Genomic DNA, 19,767 nt, shown 5'->3' with positions numbered 1-19,767 from the left:
ACCGATCACCGCGTGAGGTAATCGGTCGCGGTGTCGATGGGTGAACCCAAATGGTTGTTGTCGGTGAACAGCGGGTGGGACGAGCGTCGTGGAACTGTGAGCGCCTGTTACCCCCACCGGGGTGAAACGCGCGCACGGGCGCGGAGCGCGTAAAGAACGCGTCAACACACCAGGTCACGCCGTCAGCGACCCGTAAGGGACGGCGAAACGGGCGATTTCGGGGAGCACTCTGCACTGTGGCCCGGTCACCGGGCCCGGTTCGCCGATGGCCGGCGACCGTGCACAGTCGAAGAGGAAGCGTCATGGCTGATCTGGCCTACGTTCTGCTGATCATCGGGATATTCGGTGCCTGCGCGCTGGTGCTGCGCGTGCTGCAGAGCGGTTCCGGTCGTTCCGCGGGATCCACCCACAACACGAGCGCGCGGTGACGGTCGCGGGCACGTTGAGCGTCGTTCTGATCGCGCTCGCGGTGGCCCTCGTGATCTACCTGCTGGTCGCGCTCGTCGATCCCGAAAGGTTCTAGCCAAGTGAATCCCGCTCTTGCCGCGGGACTGCAGACAGCACTGGTACTCGGCGTACTGGCGATTCTGTACGTTCCCGTCGGCGACTACATGGCGAAGGTGTACACCACCGATACCGAACTCAGGTCCGGCGACCTGCGCGTCGAGTCGGTGCTGTACCGCTTGTGCCGCATCAACCCTCGTGCCGAGCAGACCTGGTACGGCTACGCAGGCTCCCTGCTCGGGTTCTCCGCGGCGAGCGTGCTGTTCCTGTACTTCCTGCAACGCATCCAAGGCGTGCTGCCGCTCAGTGGAGGCCTGTCCGGGGTGAGCCCCGCGGTCGCGTTCAACACCGCCGCCTCCTTCGTGGCGAACACGAACTGGCAGTCGTACGCGCCCGAGACCACGATGAGCAACCTCACCCAGCCGCTCGGTCTGGCCGTGCAGAACTTCGTCTCCGCGGCCGTCGGCATGGCCGTCGCGGTCGCGCTGATCCGCGGCTTCGTCCGGGTCTCGCGAGGCGGCGAGATCGGCAACTTCTGGGTGGACCTGACCCGCGGCAGCTTGCGGATCCTGCTGCCGTTCTCGTTCGTCATCGCGCTGATCCTGTTGAGCCAGGGCGTGATCCAGTCCTTCCACACCGGCTTCGGGTCCACTGGCCTCGACGGGCACTCGGTGACCAACGCCCTGGCGCCGGTCGCCTCGCAGGAGGCCATCAAGGAGCTGGGCACCAACGGCGGCGGCATCCTGGCCGCAAACTCGGCGCATCCGTTCGAGAACCCGACCCCGATCACCAACATCGTGGAGATCATCGCGATCCTGTTGATCCCGGTCGCGTTGACCCGCACCTTCGGCACGATGGTCGGGGACAGGAAGCAGGGCCTGACCCTGCTCTCGGTGATGGGGCTGCTCTGGGCCGGTCTGCTCGCGGTCACCCTGGCCGCCGAGTCCGGGCACCGCGGGGTCGCCGCGACCGCGGCCGGCGGCATGATGGAAGGCAAGGAAGTCCGGTTCGGCATCCCCGGCAGCGCACTGTTCGCCGTGAGCACGACGGGAACCTCCACGGGCGCGGTCAATTCCGCGCACGACAGCATGTCGCCGCTCGGCGGCGGGGCGGTCCTGCTGAACATGCTGCTCGGCGAGATCGCTCCCGGCGGGGTGGGAACCGGGCTCTACTCGATCCTGATCTTCGCCCTGATCGCGGTGTTCGTCGGCGGTCTGCTGGTCGGACGCACCCCCGAGTACCTCGGCAAGAAGCTCGGCAAGCGTGAGATCACCCTGGCGGCCCTGTCGGTGCTCGTGATGCCGGCTTTGGTGCTGATCGGCACCGGGATCACCGTGATCCTGTCGTCCACCACCGGATTCCAGGGCAACAGCGGCGACCCGGGCACTCCCGGTTCGATTCACGGCTTCACCGAGGTGCTCTACGCGTTCGCGTCGGCCTCGAACAACAACGGCAGCGCGTTCGGTGGCCTCACGGTCACGAGCGACTGGTTCCAGGCCTCGCTCGGCGTCTGCATGCTGCTGGGACGGCTCCTTCCGATCATCTTCGTGCTGGCACTGGCCGGATCGCTTGCCTCGCAACGCAAGACCGCGCCCACCGCGGGCACCCTGCCGACTGCCGGCCCGATGTTCGCCGGACTGCTCACCGGCACCGTCGTTCTGGTGGCGGCACTGACATTCTTCCCGGCCCTGGCGCTGGGCCCGATAGCGGAGGCTTTGCAATGAGTGTGCAGTCAACGGTCGAGGAGCGACCCGGCGTGGCCGGGACGTTGCCGGACGACCCGCACGAGCCGACCCCGGTCAAGGCCGGGATCTTCAGTCCACGGCAGATGCTCACCGCGCTGCCCGGCGCGGTCCGCAAGCTCGACCCGCGCCACTTGGCTCGCAATCCGGTGATGTTCGTCGTGTTCGTGGGGTCGGTCGTCACGACGCTGATGGCGGTCGGTGACCCGTCCGTCTTCTCGTGGGTGGTGACGGCGTGGCTGTGGTTCACCGTGCTGTTCGCGAACCTCGCCGAGTCGGTGGCCGAGGGGCGTGGCAAGGCGCAGGCCGCCAGCCTGCGAAAGGTGAAGCAGGACACCACGGCCCACCGCCTCACGACGAGCGGAACGACCGAGTCGGTGCCCGGCACCGAGCTGAAGGTCGGCGACCGGGTGGTCGTGACCGCCGGGGAGGTGATCCCCGGCGACGGCGACGTGGTGGAGGGCATCGCGACCGTGGACGAGTCCGCGATCACCGGTGAGTCCGCGCCGGTGGTCCGTGAGTCCGGTGGCGACCGGTGCGCCGTGACCGGCGGCACGATCGTGCTGTCCGACCGGATCGTCGTCGAGATCACTGCGGCGCCGGGTCACTCGTTCGTCGACCGGATGATCGCGCTCGTCGAGGGCGCGGCACGGCAGAAGACGCCGAACGAGATCGCGCTGAACATCCTGCTCGCCTCGCTCACCGTCGTCTTCATGCTCGCAGTGGTGGCGATCGGCCCGATGGGGCTCTACGCCGGCCACGAGCAGGACCCGGTCAAGCTGATCGCCCTGCTTGTGTGCCTGATCCCGACGACGATCGGTGCCTTGCTCTCCGCCATCGGTATCGCGGGCATGGACCGACTGGTGCAGCGCAACGTGCTCGCCATGTCCGGCCGTGCGGTGGAGGCCGCAGGCGACATCGACACCCTGCTCATGGACAAGACCGGCACCATCACCTTCGGTAACCGGCGCGCGACGGCGCTGCACCCGGCGCCCGGCGTCGACGCGGCCGAACTCGCGGCGGCCGCGCGGCTGTCCAGCCTGGCCGACGGAACCCCCGAGGGTCGCAGCATCGTCGACCTGTGCGCGGCGGAGTTCGGGCTGTCCCCGGATCCGACCGAGAGCGAGCGGGCGGCCGAGTTCGTGCCGTTCACCGCCCAGACCCGGATGAGCGGACTCGACCAGCCGGGGGCGGAGATCCGCAAGGGCGCGGGCGACGCAGTGCTGGCCTGGGTCGCCACCCACGGCGGCAGCGCCGAGCCGGCGGTGACCGACACGGTGAACGAGATTGCGCTCGGTGGCGGAACTCCGCTGGTGGTCGCGCGGGCGAGCGCCGGGCAGACCCGGGTCCTCGGCGTGGTCCAGCTCTCGGACGTCGTCAAACCCGGTATCGCGCAGCGCTTCGCGGAACTTCGGGCGATGGGCATCCGGACGGTGATGGTCACCGGCGACAATCCGCTGACCGCGAAGGCGATCGCCGCAGAGGCGGGCGTCGACGACTTCATGGCCGAGGCCACCCCGGAGGACAAGCTCGCGCTGATCCGCAAGGAGCAGGCGGGCGGCCGGCTGGTCGCGATGACCGGCGACGGCACCAACGACGCCCCCGCGCTCGCGCAGGCCGACGTCGGGGTCGCGATGAACACCGGGACCTCCGCCGCCAAGGAAGCCGGCAACATGGTGGACCTGGACTCCGATCCCACCAAGCTCATCGAGGTCGTCGAGATCGGCAAGCAGTTGCTGATCACCCGGGGAGCCCTGACCACGTTCTCGCTCGCCAACGACCTGGCGAAGTACTTCGCCATCCTGCCCGCGCTGTTCAGCGGGATCTACCCGCAGCTGGGCGCTCTGAACATCATGCACCTGGCGACGCCGCAGTCGGCGATCGTCTCGGCGGTGGTGTTCAACGCGCTCGTGATCGTCGCGCTGATCCCGTTGGCGCTCAAGGGCGTCCGGTACCGGCCGTCGACTGCCTCACAGCTGCTGGGACGAAACCTGTTGATCTACGGACTCGGTGGCGTGATCACGCCGTTCGTCGGGATCTGGTTGATCGACCTCGTTGTCCGTCTCGTTCCTGGAATTGGGTGAGCTCGAATGCGATTCACAATCGGTTTCATGCGGCAGGTGTGGGCGGGACTGCTGGTCCTACTCGCCCTCACCGCTGTCCTCGGCGTGCTCTATCCCGCGGCCGTCTGGGGAGTCGGCAGGATCAGTGCCGGTTCCGCGGAGGGATCGCCCGTGCACGACGCCAACGGCTGCGTCGTCGGAAGCCGGTGGGTCGGCGTCGACTCGCAGGTGCCGGCCGGCGCGCCGGATCCGTTCTTCCACAACAGGGTCACTGGCTCGGTGTCCGACGAGAACGCCTTCGCCCCCGGTGACCCGGCCACCGCCCTGCCCACCAATCTGGGGCCCAGCAGTGAGCTGCTGGCCTCGTTCGTCGAGCAACGTCGCGCGAAGATCTCCGAGCGTGAGGGAGTGCCGGCCTCGGCGGTTCCCCTCGACGCGGTGACCGGCTCCGGTTCGGGCATCGACCCGCACATCAGCCCCGAGTACGCGCAACTGCAGGTGCGCCGCGTCGCTGCGGTGAACGGGATCTCCGAGGCCCGGGTGCGCGAGCTGGTCGACGAGCACACCGAGGGTCGCCAGCTCGGGATTCTCGGTGCCGAGCGCGTCAACGTGCTCGAACTCAACCTCGCGCTCGGCCTGACCGCGCCTTCGTGCGGCACCTCCTCGACTGGTGGATGATGGCCAGGTGAGCGGTACCGACACCCCCGACGAGCGCAGGCGCGGAGAACTGCGGATATACCTGGGCGCGGCGCCGGGTGTCGGAAAGACGTTCGCGATGCTCGGCGAGGCGCACCGGCGCCGCGAGCGGGGAACCGACGTGGTCGCGGCCGTGGTGGAGACCCACGGCCGCGCCCGCACCGCCGCGCAACTCGGCGACCTCGAGGTTGTCGCGCCGAAACTCCTCGAGTACCGCGGCACCACGATGGGTGAGCTGGACGTGGACGCGGTGCTGCGTCGCCGGCCGGCGGTCGTGCTCGTCGACGAGCTCGCCCACACCAACACCCCCGGCAGTCGCAACGAGAAGCGTTGGCAGGACGTCGAAGAACTACTCGTTGCGGGTATCGACGTGCTGACCACGCTGAACGTCCAGCACCTCGAAAGTCTCGGCGACGTGGTCCGCCAGATCACCGGGGTGGCTCAGCAGGAGACCGTCCCCGACGGCGTGGTGCGCGCGGCCACTCAGGTCGAGTTGGTCGACATCACGCCGGAAGCACTGCGGCGCAGGCTCTCCCACGGAAACATCTACGCCGCCGAGAAGGTGGACGCGGCGCTGAGCAACTACTTCCGGCGCGGGAACCTCACGGCACTGCGGGAGATCGCACTGCTGTGGGTGGCCGACCAGGTCGACGCGGCACTGGCGAAGTACCGGGCCGAGAACGCGATCACCGACACCTGGGAAGCACGCGAACGGGTGGTCGTCGCCGTCACCGGTGGCCCGGAGTCGGAGACGTTGGTGCGACGCGCCAGCCGGATCGCCTCGAAGGCCAGTGCCGAACTGATGGTCGTGCACGTGGTGCGCGGCGACGGGCTGGCCGGGGTGTCCGCGCCGGAGATGGGTGCCGTGCGCGCGCTGTGTGCGAGCATCGGCGCGAGCCTGCACAGCGTGGTCGGTGACGACGTCCCGGCCACGCTGCTGGACTTCGCACGGTCGGCGAACGCGACCCAGTTGGTGCTGGGCACCTCCCGGCGTTCGCGCTGGGCGCGGATGTTCGACGAGGGCATCGGCGCGAGCGTGGTGCAGCGATCCGGCAGCATCGACGTGCACATGGTCACCCACGGCGAGACCAACACCCGACGAAGACTGTCCCCGCCGGGATCACGCTCGCGCACGATCCTCGCATGGCTCGCCGCGGTGCTCGTGCCGGTCGCGGCGTCCTCGGTGATGGGGGTGACCAACCACCACTTCGGTGTCGGCGGCGAGAGCGCACTGTTCTTCATCGTCGTGCTGCTGGTCGCGCTGCTCGGCGGTGTCGGCCCGGCGGTGTTGTCCGCGTTGATGTCCGGACTGCTGCTCAACTACTTCTTCACCCCGCCGCTGCACAGCTTCACGATCGCCGAGCCCGACAACTTCATCACCACCGTGGTGCTGCTGGTGATCGCGGTGGCCGTCGCGGTGCTGGTGGACGCGGCAGCGAAGCGGGCCAGGGAGGCTCGCCTGGCCTCGCAGGAGGCCGAGCTGCTCGCCCTGTTCGCCGGCTCGGTGCTGCGCGGCGCCGACCTCCCCGCGCTGCTGGAGAAGGTGCGCGAGACCTACGGCCAGCGGTCCGTCAGCGTGATCCGCCGGGGGACCGGCGTGGTGAGTTCCGTCGGGGAGACGCCGCCGACATCGGTCGCCGAGGCGGACACCGCCTGCGAGGTCGGCGAGGGCGAGTACGCACTGGCGCTGAGGGGCAGCGAACTGCGGGCCCGGGACCGCCGGGTGCTGGCGGCCGTCGCGAACCAGGCGGTCGGGCTGATCCGACAGGCCCAGCTCGCCGAGGAGGCCAGCACCGCGCAGGCCCTGGCGGAGGCGGACCGGCTGCGGCGTTCACTGCTGTCGGCGGTGAGCCACGACCTGCGCACGCCACTGGCCGCGGTCAAGGCCGCGGTGTCCAGCCTGCGCAGCGACGACGTGGAGTTCTCGCCCGAGGACACGGCGGAACTGCTTGCGACGGTGGAGGAGTCCGCCGACCAGCTGACCAACCTCGTCGGCAACCTCCTCGACTCCTCGCGCCTCGCCGCGGGTGTGGTGCGACCCACGTTGCGGCCCGTCTATCTGGAGGAAGTGGTGCATCGCGCGCTGGTCGGGGTGGGTGTCGGGACCCCGGTCCTCGGCAACGCCGGCCGCGAGCGCGTCCAGGTCGACGTCGGTGGGCACGCGGTCGCGGCGGACAGCGGACTGCTCGAGCGGGTGATCGCGAACCTCGTGGACAACGCGCTCCGGTACGCGCCGGACTCGCCGGTCCGCATCGCGGCGGCGGAGGTGGGGGACCGGGTGCTGATCACCGTGGCCGACACCGGGCCCGGGGTGGCGCGCGGCGCGGAGGATCAGATCTTCGACTCGTTCCAACGTCTCGGCGACCGCGACAACTCGACCGGCGTCGGTCTGGGACTGTCGGTGGTGCGCGGATTCGTCGAGGCGATGGGTGGAACAGTCAGCGCCACCGACACACCCGGTGGCGGGCTGACGATGGTGGTGGACTTGGCGGGAATCGGGAAGGTGACTGCATGACCGAGGTGACCGGGTGACCCGGGTACTGGTGATCGACGACGAGCCGCAGATCCTGCGGGCACTCCGGATAAATCTGAGCGTGCGTGGTTACGAGGTGACCACCGCCGCGAACGGGGCGGCGGCGCTGCGGGCGGCCGCCGAGCGTCACCCCGAGGTGATCGTCCTCGATCTCGGGCTCCCGGACATGGACGGCATCGAGGTGCTCGCGGGCCTGCGGGGCTGGTCCACCGCACCGGTCATCGTGCTGTCCGCGCGCACCGACTCCGCGGACAAGGTCGCCGCCCTCGACGCGGGGGCGGACGACTACGTCACCAAACCCTTTGGCATGGACGAGTTCCTGGCCCGGTTGCGGGCGGCAGTGCGTCGCAACACCGCGGCGGCCGATGCCGCAGAACCGGTGGTGGTGACCGACTCGTTCACCGTCGACCTCGCGGTGAAGAAGGTGACCAAGGGGGGCGAGGAGGTGCACCTCACCCCGACCGAGTGGGGGATGCTCGAGATGCTGGTGCGCAACAAGGGCAAGCTGGTCGGGCAGAAGGAACTGCTGCGCGAGGTGTGGGGGCCGGCCTACGCCACCGAGACGCACTACCTGCGCGTGTATCTGGCGCAACTGCGGCGCAAACTCGAGGACGACCCGTCGCATCCGCGGCACCTGATCACCGAGGCCGGAATGGGGTACCGCTTCCAGGAGTGACACGGGTGGGGCGGCTCTCGTCGAGGTTCGTCAGCGCCGGTCGCGCACGATCATCAGTGGGCACTCGACCCCGTGCAGCAGGGCGCGGCTGGTCGACCCGAGCAACATCCCACGGAACCCGCCCCGTCCACGACTGCCGACCACGACGAGTTGCGCGGTGCCGGCCTGGTCGAGGAGTAGCTGGACGGGGCGGTCCTTGGCGACCACTCGTTCCACCGCCACGTCGGGGAACTTCTCTTCCCAGCCCGCCAGTGCCGCCGCGAGCGCCTCCCGCACACTGTCGAGTGCCGTGTCCGGTTCGTGAACGACATTCAGGAAGCGGTCCACGGCGTGGTCACTCGCTGCAAAGGCCGCGACCAACGTCGACCCGCGCAGTGACGCCTCGGTGAACGCGGCCCCGATCGCCGGTCCGCTGTTCGCGGAGCCGTCGACGCCGACGACGACCGGTCCGTTCCCGGGTTCGGTGACGGCGCCGCGGATCACCACCACCGGACACGACCCGTGGGTGGCGAGGGCGTCCGCGACCGAGCCGAGGACCGCGCCGGTGAACTCGCCGCGTCCGCGCGATCCGAGGACCACGAGCGCGGCGCGCTCGGACCAGTCGAGCAGCACCGGAACCGGTTGCCCGGCGTGCAGACTCGCCTCGACCACGAGGTCGGGTGCACGTTCGAGTGCAATGGTCCGCGCCTCGTCGAGCAGCCGGCGGCTCTCCGCCTCGAGGTCGTCGTAGAAGTCCTGGCCGACCGCCGCCATCCCGGCGAACGGCAGCGGCGCCAGTGCCGCGGATACCAGGCGCAAGGTAGTCCCGCGGGCCGCTGCCGAGTCGGCGGCCCAGGCCACCGCGGCCTTCGACGAGTCCGACCCGTCGACGCCGACGACGATCTGGGAGTGATCGGCCATGTGTGCCTCCTGGGGAAAACTGTTGCCGGCGTGGCACTGACGTGCCGCTCGTCTCGAAACTAACCCTGGGGACGAGGTTGTGCTTGCCGAGAGACGAGCGGCACGCACGCCCCGCCGACCGGGATGGCAAAATTGCCGTATGGCTGAACAGAATCCCGAGACCACTGCCGCCGCCACCGAGCTGTGGGTGGAACGGACCGGAACCCGCCGCTACACCGGCCGCAGCTCGCGCGGCGCCGAAGTGCTGATCGGATCGGAGACCGTGGACGGGGTGTTCACGCCGGGCGAGCTGCTGAAGATCGCGCTCGCGGCCTGCACCGGGATGAGCTCCGACCTGCCGCTCTCGCGCCGGCTGGGCGACAACTACGACGCGAGGGTGCGGGTCTCCGGAGCTGCCGACCGGGAGAACGAGGTGTACCCGCGGCTCGACGAGGTGCTCGAGGTCGATCTCAGCGAACTCGATGCCGAAGCGCAGGAACGGCTGCTGACCGTGGTCCTCAAGTCCGTGGACAAGGTCTGCACCGTCGGCCGGACACTGAAAAATGGCACCGTCGTGAACCTTTCAGTCGAGACTGATTCGTGATCGAATAGGCGCCATGATTCTGTCCCGCGTTGCGATGGTCGGCGCGGTGGTCGCCGGCGTGTTCGCCGGTGCACCACTGGCCGGCGCCCAGCCCCTCCCGACCTCCGGCCCCGAGGCCCCGCAGCTTCCCGTTCTGCCGGTGCCGATTCCGGGCGTCGCGACGACGCCGGTGGTCGCGCCGACGACGACCTCCGCGGCCCCTGCACCCGCGACGACATCCGTTCCGGCTCCGTCCACCACGGCCACCCCGGCTCCGTCCACCACGGCCACCCCGGCTCCGTCCACCACGGACGGTGCCACACCGTCCACAGCGGCTGCGGTCGAGACCAAGCCCGCAGCCTGTGCGAAGTGGACCGTGAGCACTGTCGCCAGCGGATTCGGAACGCTCGAGAACCTGAGCTTCGACGGTCGCGGCAAGATGCTGCTGTCGGAGAGCGCGGTGCTCGGTGACGGCGCCATCCGGACCCTCACCCCCAACGGCGACAAGGGCACTCTCGTGTCCTCGGTGAACTCGCCCGGCGGAATCGTCGTGGACGGCGACCGGGTCCTGTTCAACACCGGGAACAACGTGATGGCGGGGCTGTACGGCAGCACCAACGGCACGGTCGAATCGGTGGATCTCGACAGTGGCAAGCAGACCACGGTCGCCCGCGGCCTGACCATGCCCAACGGTCTGGCCAAGCTCGACAACGGCGACCTGTTGGTGACCAACGTGCTCGGCGGCAAGCCGGGCGTCGTGCGGATCCCGGCGACCGAACCGCGTGAGCCGGTCACGGTGCGCACGGACATCGGTTCCGCCAACGGCATTTTCGCGTCGGCGGACGGGAAGCACGTCTACGTCGGCAACACGCTGGAGGGCACCACGCAGATCCGGGTGCTGGACACGAACGATCTCACCGGCCCGGTCCGAGTTCTCGGGCTGCCCGGTCCGGGTCCCGCGAACGCCGGTGACGACCTCACCCTCGGCGCGGACGGCTACCTGTACGAGGCGCTCAACGGGGCGGGCAAGGTGGTCCGCGTCGATCCCGTCAGTGGTGACACCTGTGAGATCGCGACCGGCCTGCCCCTGACCTCCTCGGTCCGGTTCGGCGCCGGTCCCGGTTGGGACGCGACTGCGTTGTACGCGACCAGCTTCGAGGGCACCGTCCACAAGCTCGTGCCGCCGGCGAACTGACGGCGGATCGATGTCTCCGCACCAGGCCCGGCTCACCGCGTGGGTGCACGGTTCGGTCCAGGGAGTGGGCTTCCGGTGGTGGACCCGAGCGCGAGCGCTCGAACTGGGCCTGGTCGGGCACGCGACGAATCGGCCGGACGGCCGGGTGCTGGTGATTGCAGAGGGCACGAGGTCGTCCTGCGAGCGGCTGCTCGCGCTGCTGCGGTCGGGATCGACCCCGGGGACCGTCGACCTGGTCGTGGAGAGTTGGTCGGACGCGGCGGGCGGGCTGGTCGGATTCGTCGAACGATAGGGTCGGGTCGATGACGTCACACGGTGGGGAGGACGCGGTGGGACCCGAGGGGGACAACCCGGACGAGTCGAGCGCGAAGGATCCGGCGTCGCCGGGGGACTCGGCGGCCGAGCAGCCGACGACACCCGCGGGCCGGATCCGTCGCCAGGAAGCCGGCACCACCCAGCCTCGCCCGCCGACCGTCGGTGAGGCGAGGGCCAGGGACAAGGCCCGCAAGCAGCGCGCCGAGGAGGAGCGGCTGGCCGCTGAGGCCGCCGCGAACGAGGCCGCCAAGAAACGCAAGCGCCGCAACGCCATGATCGGCGGTGTCGCTGTGGTCGGCGTGGTGGGGCTTGTCGCGCTCGGCTACTCGGCGCTGTCCTCGGACAACGTCGAGGCCACCTGCATCGACCCGAACACCGAGGTCGTGGTCGACGATTCCTACTGCGCGCAGGGCACTCCCGGTAGCGGCGCCTCGGCCGGCATGTTCATCTACGCAGGCTCGCAGTACCGGTACTACTACGGCGGCCACGGCGGCGGCGTCGGCACGAAGATGTCCGGCGGCACCGTCGTCACACCCAAGGGGGCGACCATCACGACCAAGTCCGGCACCACGATTCAACGCGGCGGCTTCGGCAGCAAGAGCTCCGGAAGCAGCGGGACCTGACGTGCGCAGACTTCGCGGCACCCCGCGACCGGGGTGGCAGGAGACGGTGGCGTCGCAGGGCATGGTGTACGGCAGCCCTGCTCGTCTGGCCGACGGCTCCGACCGTCCGTACTGGGACGAGTCGGTCCACTACGAGTTCGAGATGGACGAGATCCTCGCGCTGGAGGCGGACGTCGAACTGCTGCACTCGATGTGCCTCAATGCCGTCGAGCAGGTCATTCTCACCGAGCGGTACCGGGACTTCGGCCTGCCCGAATGGAGCTGGGAGCCGATCGCCGAGTCCTGGCGACGGGGCGACCCGCACATCTACGGACGGTTCGACCTGCGTTACGACGCCCGGCGACCCGCGAAACTGCTCGAGTACAACGCCGACACCCCGACCACGTTGCTGGAAGCGTCCATCCTGCAATGGCATTGGCTGACCGATGCGCATCCCGGCGACGACCAGTGGAACTCCCTGCACGAGCGGCTGGTCGAGCGCTGGGCGGAGGTGCGCAAGCAGTTGCCCAGTACGGACCTGCATTTCGCGTGGTCGACGGCGGACGCGAGTGGCGAGGACAACGTCACGGTGGCGTACATGCAGGAGTGCGCCGCGGAGGCGGGTCTCGACACCGTGGCGCTGCCCATCGAGGAGATCGGGTTCGACACCGAACTGCACCGCTTCGTCGATCTGGAGGAGGCGCCGATCTCCTCGTTGTTCAAGCTCTACCCGTGGGAATGGATCCTCGACGACGAGTTCGGTAGGCGGGCACTCGAACTGCTACCCGAGACGATGTGGATCGAACCTCTGTGGAAGACGTTGCTGAGCAACAAGGCGATCCTCGCTGTGCTGTGGGGCATGTACCCCGGGCACCCGAACCTGCTGCCCGCCTACCTCGACGATCCGCACGAGCTCACCGAGTACGTGCGCAAACCCAAGCTCGGGCGCGAGGGCGCGAACGTCTCGATCGTCGGCGCGGGGATGGACACCAGCACAGGCGGGATCTACGGCGAGGAAGGGTTCGTGTACCAACTGCTCGACCCGCTGCCGGAGTTCGACGGCATGCGGCCGGCACTCGGCGCCTGGATCGTCGGCGACGAGGCCGCGGGGCTGGGTATCCGGGAGACCGCCGGCCTGGTCACCGACGACGGTGCGGCGTTCGTGCCCCATCGAATCCCCAAGCAGTGAATGTGCTTTCACGCCGAACTCAGACGAAACGGAGCCCGGAATGACGACAACGGTGGTGGCCCTCGGTAGCGACTACTGGTCGACCCTCGGCCGAGGTGTCTCGGCGATCGTGTTGTACGCGATCGTCGGATTGGCCCTGATGGTCCTGGGGTTCTTCGCCATCGACTGGACCACCCCCGGTGCGTTGCGCACCCTGGTGCGGGAGGGGCGGCCCAATGCCGGAGTCGTCACCGCGTCCGGCATGGTGAGCATGGCGTTGATCGTCGTCCTCGCGATCTACGCGTCGTCCGGCCGGTTGCTGGAAGGCCTGGTCTACAGCTTCGTGTTCGGTCTGGTCGGCATTGCGGCACAGGTCTTCTCGGTCCGATTTGTCGAGTTGGTGACCGGCATCGACATCGGTGAGGTCCTCGCCCGAGACAAGTTCACGCCGGAGGTGCTGGTGGTCGCCGCTGCCCATCTCGCGCTCGGCCTCGTCGTGGCTGTGGCGATCCTGTAGGTCCGGGTATTTCGTGGCGTGACACGGTCAACGCCCGCGATACGTGGTCTGGTGCAGAGCCGACCCGCTGACCGTGCGGGCCTCGGGTAGGAGCATCACTTCTGCATGAAGTCGAAAAGGTACAACTCGCCGAAAATGTACAGATTCAGCGAGTTGTACCTTTTCAGTTCCACTCGGAATAGGTGTCGCCGGGCCGCCGTCGGCTCACGAAACGGGTGCACGCTCCCGCTCAGGCAACCCGCGACCGATCGTCTCGCCGTCGAAGAAGGCCCGCTCCCGACTGCGCCACCACCACATCAAAGGCAGGCCGAGCGCCATCGAACCGACCCCGAGGATGAACACGCCGCCGATGTGCCAGTGCGGGGCGAACGGCATCGCCCAACTGGTTTCGCCCGACGTCCCCGAGAACGACGTGACCGCCGTCCAGCCTGCGGCGAACAGCAGCATTGCACCACCGAGTAGCGGAAAAATGCCCCGCACCACCAGGTCCCGCGTACTGCGCCGCAGGGTGTGGCGGTAGAGCCAGGCGCAGGCGACGCCGGTCATGCCGTAGTAGAAGCCGACCGAGATGCCCACCGCCGACACCGCGTCGAAGATCAACCCGCCGTCGGACACGAAATTGAAGACCACGTACAGCGCGGCCGACACTGCTCCCATCGCCAGCGTCGACACGGTCGGAGTGAGGAAGCGCGGATGCACCCGCGCGAAACTGTCCGGCAGCGCCTTGAACACGCCCATGGACAGGGTGGTGCGCGCGGTCGGCAGGATCGTGGTCTGGGTGGACGCGATCGCGGAGGTCAGGATCATCAACAGCAGCACATGCGTCAGCACCTGCCCGAGCATTCCCTCGCCGAACACCGCGGTACCCAGTGCGGCGAAGAAGTCGTCGAAGTGCTCGGGGTTGGCCAGTCCGGTGCCGTCTTCGCCGACGCCCGCGAAGGACTGTGCGGCGACGGTGACCAGGACGTAGAGCGCGACGAGGACCACGGTCGAGATCACCGCGGACCGGCCCGGTGTGCGGCGGGCATCGACCGTCTCCTCGTTGACCGAGACCACCGAGTCCCAGCCCCAGTAGATGAACACCATCAGCAGGATCGCGTTGACGAACGTGGAGAACGAGCCGATCTCGAACGGGTTGAACCAGCTCCACTGCGGCGTCAGGGCGCCCGCCCCCGCGGTGCCCAGCCACACCCGGACCAGCGCCACCGCCGCGAACACGACCAGCGCGACGAATTCGACGGTGAGCAGGACCGACTGGAACCGCGCGGAGATGTCGATGCCGCGAAAGCACAGGAACGTCATCGCGATCATGAACACGACGCCCAGCGCCAGCACCCACACGCTCGTCGGGTCGTGTCCGATGCCCTCGGCGCCGAGCATGAGGAAGGTGTACTGGCCCGCGACCTGGGCCAGGCTCGCCATCACCAGTACGTCGGCGACCACGATCGCCCAGCCCGACATCCAGCCCCAGGCCGGACCGAACGCGCGGGTCGCCCAGACGAAGGTGGTCCCGCAGTCCGGGTCGGCGGCATTGAGTTCCTTGTAACCGAGCGCCGCGAACAGGATCGGCACGAACGCGAGTAGCGCCACGATCGGGGCCTGCAGTCCCACGGCCGCGACCACCAGGCCGAGCGTCGCCGCGATGCTGTATGCGGGTCCGGCGGAGGCGACGCCGATCACCACGCTCGAGGTCAGGCTCAGCGCACCGGCCCGCAATCCCTTGGCGGCTCCCGCCGCGTCATCAATCACTCGGGGCAGATTAGTGCAGTCCGGGGAGCGCGCTTCCATCGTCCTTGTCGGTGCGGGCGGCTAGCGTCGAGTCGTACCCGACAGCTGAGGAGTAGCTATGAGTGCCGTCACGACGAATCAACCTCTTGGCACACCCACCTGGGTCGACCTGGGGATCCCCGATCTGGACCGCGCGATGGCGTTCTACGGAGCGGTCTTCGGGTGGGAGTTCGACATCGGTCCCGAGGAGTTCGGGAGGTACACGATGTGTCTGCTGCGGGGCAAGAAGGTCGCCGCGTTGATGCCGCATCCCGACGAGAACGCCACCGACTTCTGGTGGAACGTCTACCTGGCCACCGACGACGTCGACGTGACTGTGGCCCGGTCGACCGACGCGGGTGGCGTGGTGCTGGCCGAGCCGATGGATGTGATGGGCGAGGGCCGGATGGCGATCCTGCGGGATCCCGCCGGAGCGCAGTTCGGGCTCTGGCAGGGGCGGGCGCACGTCGGCTGCGAGCTCGTCAACGAGCCGAACACGCTGTTGCGCAACGATCTGGTGACGCCGAACCCCGGTCCGGCGCGGGACTTCTACACCGCTGTGTTCGACTTCACGCTGGACGGGAACTCTGACCTGGCGGGCACGGACTTCACCTTCCTGCGCAGACCCGACGGGCACGAGATCGGCGGCATCATGGGTGCCGCGGCCGCGCCCGAATCGGCCTGGGGCACGCTCTTCCAGGTCGCCGATGCCGACGCGGCCGTGGCCGCTGCCCGGGCCAACGGGGGCTCCGCCGACGACCCGACGGACATGCCCTACGGTCGGACCGCGGAGGTCACCGATCCGTTCGGTGCGACGTTCACAGTCGGCTCGCCGCTGGCGGGGGCCTCTCGGTAGCGGTTCAATGGCCGATCCGGTCGGTGCCGTGCAGTAACGTCTTTCGCCATGCATCTCAAGAGTCTGACGCTGAAGGGCTTCAAGTCCTTCGCGTCCGCGACGACTCTGCGTTTCGAGCCCGGTATCACCTGTGTCGTCGGGCCCAACGGGTCCGGCAAGTCGAACATCCTCGACGCACTGACCTGGGTGATGGGGGAGCAGGGCGCGAAGGCACTGCGCGGCGGGAAGATGGAGGACGTCATCTTCGCCGGGACCGCCGGCCGTGCGCCGCTCGGCCGCGCCGAGGTGACCCTGACCATCGACAACAGCGACGGGGCGCTGCCGATCGAGTACTCCGAGGTCTCCATCACCCGCCGGATGTTCCGCGACGGCGCAGGCGAGTACGAGATCAACGGGACGTCCTGCCGGCTGATGGACGTGCAGGAGTTGCTGTCGGACTCCGGCATCGGCCGAGAGATGCACGTGATCGTCGGGCAGGGCCGGCTGGCCGCGATCCTCGAGTCCCGGCCCGAGGACCGCCGCGCCTTCATCGAGGAGGCCGCGGGCGTCCTCAAGCACCGCAAACGCAAGGAAAAGGCCGTCCGAAAGCTGGACGCCATGCAGGCCAACCTGGCCCGGCTCACCGACCTCACCACCGAGCTGCGCCGCCAGCTCAAGCCCCTCGGCAGGCAGGCGGAGGTCGCGCGGCGGGCGCAGACCGTGCAGGCGGACCTGCGCGACGCCCGGCTGCGGCTGGCCGCCGACGACCTGGTCACCCGGCGCACGGAATTGGCATCCCAGGCCAAGGACGAGGCGATGGCACGGGCCCAGCAGGAGCACGTGCAGGCCGAACTCGAGGCCGCTTCCACCGAACTCGGCCAGCACGAGCAGGCGCTGGCCCGTCTGAACCCCGGCGCCGAGGCCGCCGGACAGACCTGGTTCCAACTCTCCGCCCTCGCCGAACGGGTCAACGCGACCATCCGGATCGCCGCCGAACGCGCTCGGCACCTCGATGCCGCGCCCGCCGGCGGCCGCGGGCAGGACCCCGACCAACTGGAGGCGCAGGCCGAGCGGGTGGCGGCCGAGGAGGCCGAACTGCTCGAGGCGCTCGAGATCGCCCGGGCGACCCTGGACGCGGCCAAGGAGCAGCTGACCCACTACGAGGAGGCGTCCGCCGCCGCCGAGCGCGCCCACCTCGCCGCAGTGCGTGCCATCGCAGACCGCCGCGAAGGCCTGGCCCGGCTCTCCGGTCAGGTCGACACACTGCGCAGCCGCGCCGATTCCGTCGACTCCGAGGTCGCGCGACTGTCGGTGGCCATCGACGAGGCCCGCGCACGCGGTGACGCCGCACAGACCGAGTTCGAGACCGTCCAGGAGAAGATCGGCGACCTCGACGCGGGCGAACTCGGCCTGGACTCGCACCACGAGCGGGCCACCGCCGCGCTCGAGACCGCGACCGCGCGGGTGACCGAACTCCAGGACGCCGAGCGAGCTGCCGGGCAGGAAGTCGCATCCCTGCGCGCCCGCATCGACGCGCTCTCGATCGGACTGCAGCAGAAGGACGGCGCCGCCTGGCTTGGCGATCACCACACGGGCGACGGTCTCGTCGGCCCGCTGGCAGGGCTGCTGCGCATCCGATCTGGCTTCGAGGTGGCGATCGCCGCGGCCCTCGGACCCGCTGCTGACGCCATCGCCGCGCAGTCCGTCGACTCCGCGCGGGCGGCCGTGACCGCACTCAAGGCAGGCGATGGTGGCCGCGCGGCACTGGTCATCGGTGGCACCGCCGCGGCGCCGACCGCGACGACCCCGATGCCGGTGGGGGCAAATCGAGCACTCGAGCTGATCGAACACCCCGGAGACATGACGGGTGCGCTGACCGCCCTGCTCGGTGCGGTCGCGGTGGTCGCGGACCTCGATGCTGCCTCGGAACTCGTTGCCGCGCAGCCACATTTGCGTGCTGTCACCCTGGACGGCGACCTGGCCGGAGCCGGCTGGATGACTGGCGGCTCGGATCGCAGGCCGTCGACCCTCGAGGTGCAGTCCGCGATCGACGCGTCCACCGCTGGTCTCGCCGATGCCGAACGTCGCGCCGACGAACTGGCCGCCGCGCTCGCCGGAGCCGAGGCCGAGCGCGCGGACCGCGCCGAGTCCGCGGAACAGGCCCTGGCCGCCCTCAACGAGTCCGATGCCGCGATGTCCGCAATCTACGAGCAGCTGGGCAGGCTCGGGCAGGTGGCCCGGGCCGCGCACGCCGAGTCGGACCGGCTCGCAGCCCAGCGAGCCACCGCCGAGGGTGGCCGCGAGGAGGCGGTCGCGGCGCTGCGCGAACTCGAGGAGCGCCTGGCGCTCGCCCAGCAGGAACAGTCGGCGGACGGCGACCCCGCAGGTAACGACCCGAGCAGTGGGGAACGCGAGGCCGCTGCCGCGGCCCTGTCGGAGGTCCGGGCGGTCGAGGTCGAGGCCCGGCTGACCCTGCGCACCGCCGAGGAACGCGCGGAATCCGTGCGCGGCAAGGCCGACTCGCTGCGGCGCGCGGCGCAGGCCGAACGCGACGCCCGGGCTCGCGCCGAACGCGCGATGGCCGCCCGGCAGAATGCGGCCGCGGTGGCCGCGGCGGTCGCCGAGTCCGGCCAGCGGGTTGCCGCACACCTCGAAACTGTGGTGGCCTCGGCGGTCGCGCACCGCGACGAGCTGACCCGTCAGCGCACCGAACGGTCCCAGCAGCTCGAGGCGGTCAAGGAGCGGGTGCGTCAGTACACCGCCACCCTCACCGCGCTGACCGACGCCGTCCACCGCGACGAGGTGGCCCGCGCGCAGGCCGCCACCCGCATCGAGCAGCTCGAGGCGACCATCTCCGAGCAGCACGGCATCGGCCTCGACGACCTGATCGCCGAGTACGGGCCGGACGTGCCGTTGCCGCCCTCCGAGCTCGAGATGGCCGAGTACGAACAGGCCCGCGAGCGCGGGGAGCAGGTCGTCGCGCCTGCCCCGATGCCCTACGACCGCGCCAGCCAGGAACGGCGCGCCAAGCGTGCGGAGAAGGACCTCGCCACCCTCGGCAAGGTCAACCCGCTCGCGCTCGAGGAGTTCGCCGCCCTCGAGGAGCGCTACAACTTCCTGTCCACCCAACTCGAGGACGTCAAGAACGCCCGCAAGGACCTGCTCGGTGTGGTCGCCGACGTGGACGCCCGCATCCTGCAGGTGTTCACCGAGGCGTGGGCGGACGTCGAACGCGAGTTCGTCGGGGTGTTCGCCAAGCTGTTCCCCGGCGGCGAGGGCCGGCTCGTGCTCACCGATCCCAGCGACATGTTGACCACGGGCATCGAGGTCGAGGCCCGTCCGCCGGGCAAGAAGGTCAAACGACTCTCGCTGCTGTCCGGCGGCGAGAAGTCGCTGACCGCGGTCGCGATGCTGGTCGCGATCTTCCGTGCGCGACCGTCCCCGTTCTACGTGATGGACGAGGTCGAGGCGGCGCTCGACGACACGAACCTGCGCCGGCTGATCGGACTGTTCGAGCAGCTGCGGGAGAAGTCGCAGCTGATCGTCATCACCCACCAGAAGCCGACCATGGAGGTCGCCGACGCCCTCTACGGCGTGAGCATGCGCGGGGACGGCATCACCCAGGTGATTTCCCAGCGGCTGCGGGGTCAGAACCTGCGGACCCCGCAGCCGGTCGGGGAGTAGCCGCGTCG

The 19,767-nt window shown here is 69.5% G+C and carries 17 protein-coding genes; 15 read left to right on the top strand and 2 right to left on the bottom strand.

Going from position 1 to position 19,767, the window contains the following annotated elements:
• Positions 1-302: 302 nt before the first annotated feature.
• From FK531_RS22900 to FK531_RS16305, 7 genes are read left to right on the top strand one after another with little or no spacing between them, the layout of a single operon-like run.
• Positions 303-428: a hypothetical protein gene (locus FK531_RS22900; protein ID WP_290367633.1), complete on the top strand. Its 126-nt coding sequence runs from the start codon at positions 303-305 to the stop codon at positions 426-428.
• Entirely contained in the window at positions 425-523 is a 99-nt protein-coding gene (kdpF, locus tag FK531_RS16330; RefSeq protein WP_142101174.1) for a K(+)-transporting ATPase subunit F, read from the top strand. The genes FK531_RS22900 and kdpF overlap by 4 nt, the downstream gene beginning before the upstream one ends.
• Before the next feature lie 4 nt (positions 524-527).
• Positions 528-2,228, top strand: a complete 1,701-nt coding sequence (gene kdpA / locus FK531_RS16325; protein ID WP_142101172.1) for a potassium-transporting ATPase subunit KdpA — start codon at positions 528-530, stop codon at positions 2,226-2,228.
• Positions 2,225-4,330 (top strand): potassium-transporting ATPase subunit KdpB, encoded by a 2,106-nt coding sequence (kdpB, locus tag FK531_RS16320; RefSeq protein ID WP_142101171.1) that lies wholly within the window; start codon positions 2,225-2,227, stop codon positions 4,328-4,330. The genes kdpA and kdpB overlap by 4 nt, the downstream gene beginning before the upstream one ends.
• A 6-nt stretch (positions 4,331-4,336) precedes the next feature.
• Positions 4,337-4,987, top strand: coding sequence for a potassium-transporting ATPase subunit C (locus tag FK531_RS16315; protein WP_142101170.1), 651 nt, complete (start codon positions 4,337-4,339; stop codon positions 4,985-4,987).
• A gap of 7 nt (positions 4,988-4,994) precedes the next feature.
• Complete coding sequence (locus tag FK531_RS16310) at positions 4,995-7,520, top strand: DUF4118 domain-containing protein (RefSeq protein ID WP_290367632.1); 2,526 nt, start codon at positions 4,995-4,997, stop codon at positions 7,518-7,520.
• A gap of 13 nt (positions 7,521-7,533) precedes the next feature.
• A complete protein-coding gene (locus FK531_RS16305; protein ID WP_142101166.1) occupies positions 7,534-8,214 on the top strand; it encodes a response regulator in 681 nt (226 codons plus the stop codon).
• A 30-nt stretch (positions 8,215-8,244) separates the two neighbouring features.
• On the opposite strand, the gene FK531_RS16300 is transcribed toward FK531_RS16305, so the two are convergent.
• The gene (locus tag FK531_RS16300; RefSeq protein ID WP_142101164.1) at positions 8,245-9,114 is read right to left on the bottom strand and encodes a universal stress protein; all 870 of its coding nucleotides are present in this window, start codon (positions 9,112-9,114) and stop codon (positions 8,245-8,247) included.
• Between the two features lie 139 nt (positions 9,115-9,253).
• On the opposite strand from FK531_RS16300, the gene FK531_RS16295 reads away from it, so the two are divergent.
• From FK531_RS16295 to FK531_RS16270, 6 genes are all read left to right on the top strand, one after another.
• Positions 9,254-9,697 carry an OsmC family protein gene (locus FK531_RS16295; RefSeq protein ID WP_142101163.1) on the top strand — a complete coding sequence of 148 codons (444 nt, stop codon included), beginning with the start codon at positions 9,254-9,256 and terminating at the stop codon, positions 9,695-9,697.
• A gap of 13 nt (positions 9,698-9,710) precedes the next feature.
• Positions 9,711-10,871, top strand: a complete 1,161-nt coding sequence (locus FK531_RS16290) for an SMP-30/gluconolactonase/LRE family protein (protein ID WP_246098207.1) — start codon at positions 9,711-9,713, stop codon at positions 10,869-10,871.
• Between the two features lie 10 nt (positions 10,872-10,881).
• Positions 10,882-11,163, top strand: coding sequence for an acylphosphatase (locus FK531_RS16285; RefSeq protein WP_142101159.1), 282 nt, complete (start codon positions 10,882-10,884; stop codon positions 11,161-11,163).
• Positions 11,164-11,299: 136 nt separating this feature from the next.
• Positions 11,300-11,809 carry a hypothetical protein gene (locus FK531_RS16280; RefSeq protein WP_142101403.1) on the top strand — a complete coding sequence of 170 codons (510 nt, stop codon included), beginning with the start codon at positions 11,300-11,302 and terminating at the stop codon, positions 11,807-11,809.
• A 1-nt stretch (position 11,810) separates the two neighbouring features.
• Complete coding sequence (locus FK531_RS16275; protein ID WP_142101158.1) at positions 11,811-12,977, top strand: glutathionylspermidine synthase family protein; 1,167 nt, start codon at positions 11,811-11,813, stop codon at positions 12,975-12,977.
• A 40-nt stretch (positions 12,978-13,017) separates the two neighbouring features.
• Positions 13,018-13,473 carry a DUF350 domain-containing protein gene (locus FK531_RS16270; RefSeq protein WP_142101156.1) on the top strand — a complete coding sequence of 152 codons (456 nt, stop codon included), beginning with the start codon at positions 13,018-13,020 and terminating at the stop codon, positions 13,471-13,473.
• 204 nt (positions 13,474-13,677) lie between these two features.
• On the opposite strand, the gene FK531_RS16265 is transcribed toward FK531_RS16270, so the two are convergent.
• Positions 13,678-15,222 (bottom strand): APC family permease, encoded by a 1,545-nt coding sequence (locus tag FK531_RS16265; RefSeq protein WP_246098205.1) that lies wholly within the window; start codon positions 15,220-15,222, stop codon positions 13,678-13,680.
• Positions 15,223-15,319: 97 nt separating this feature from the next.
• Between FK531_RS16265 and FK531_RS16260 the strand changes: the two genes are divergently transcribed.
• Both FK531_RS16260 and smc read left to right on the top strand, forming a co-directional pair.
• Positions 15,320-16,096: a VOC family protein gene (locus tag FK531_RS16260; protein WP_142101152.1), complete on the top strand. Its 777-nt coding sequence runs from the start codon at positions 15,320-15,322 to the stop codon at positions 16,094-16,096.
• A gap of 48 nt (positions 16,097-16,144) precedes the next feature.
• Positions 16,145-19,759, top strand: a complete 3,615-nt coding sequence (smc, locus tag FK531_RS16255; protein WP_142101150.1) for a chromosome segregation protein SMC — start codon at positions 16,145-16,147, stop codon at positions 19,757-19,759.
• Positions 19,760-19,767: the final 8 nt, after the last annotated feature.

It is taken from the genome of Rhodococcus spelaei (genome assembly GCF_006704125.1).
Taxonomy (GTDB): Bacteria; Actinomycetota; Actinomycetes; order Mycobacteriales; family Mycobacteriaceae; genus Rhodococcus_G; species Rhodococcus_G spelaei.
This window is presented reverse-complemented; position numbering and strand designations above follow the sequence as displayed.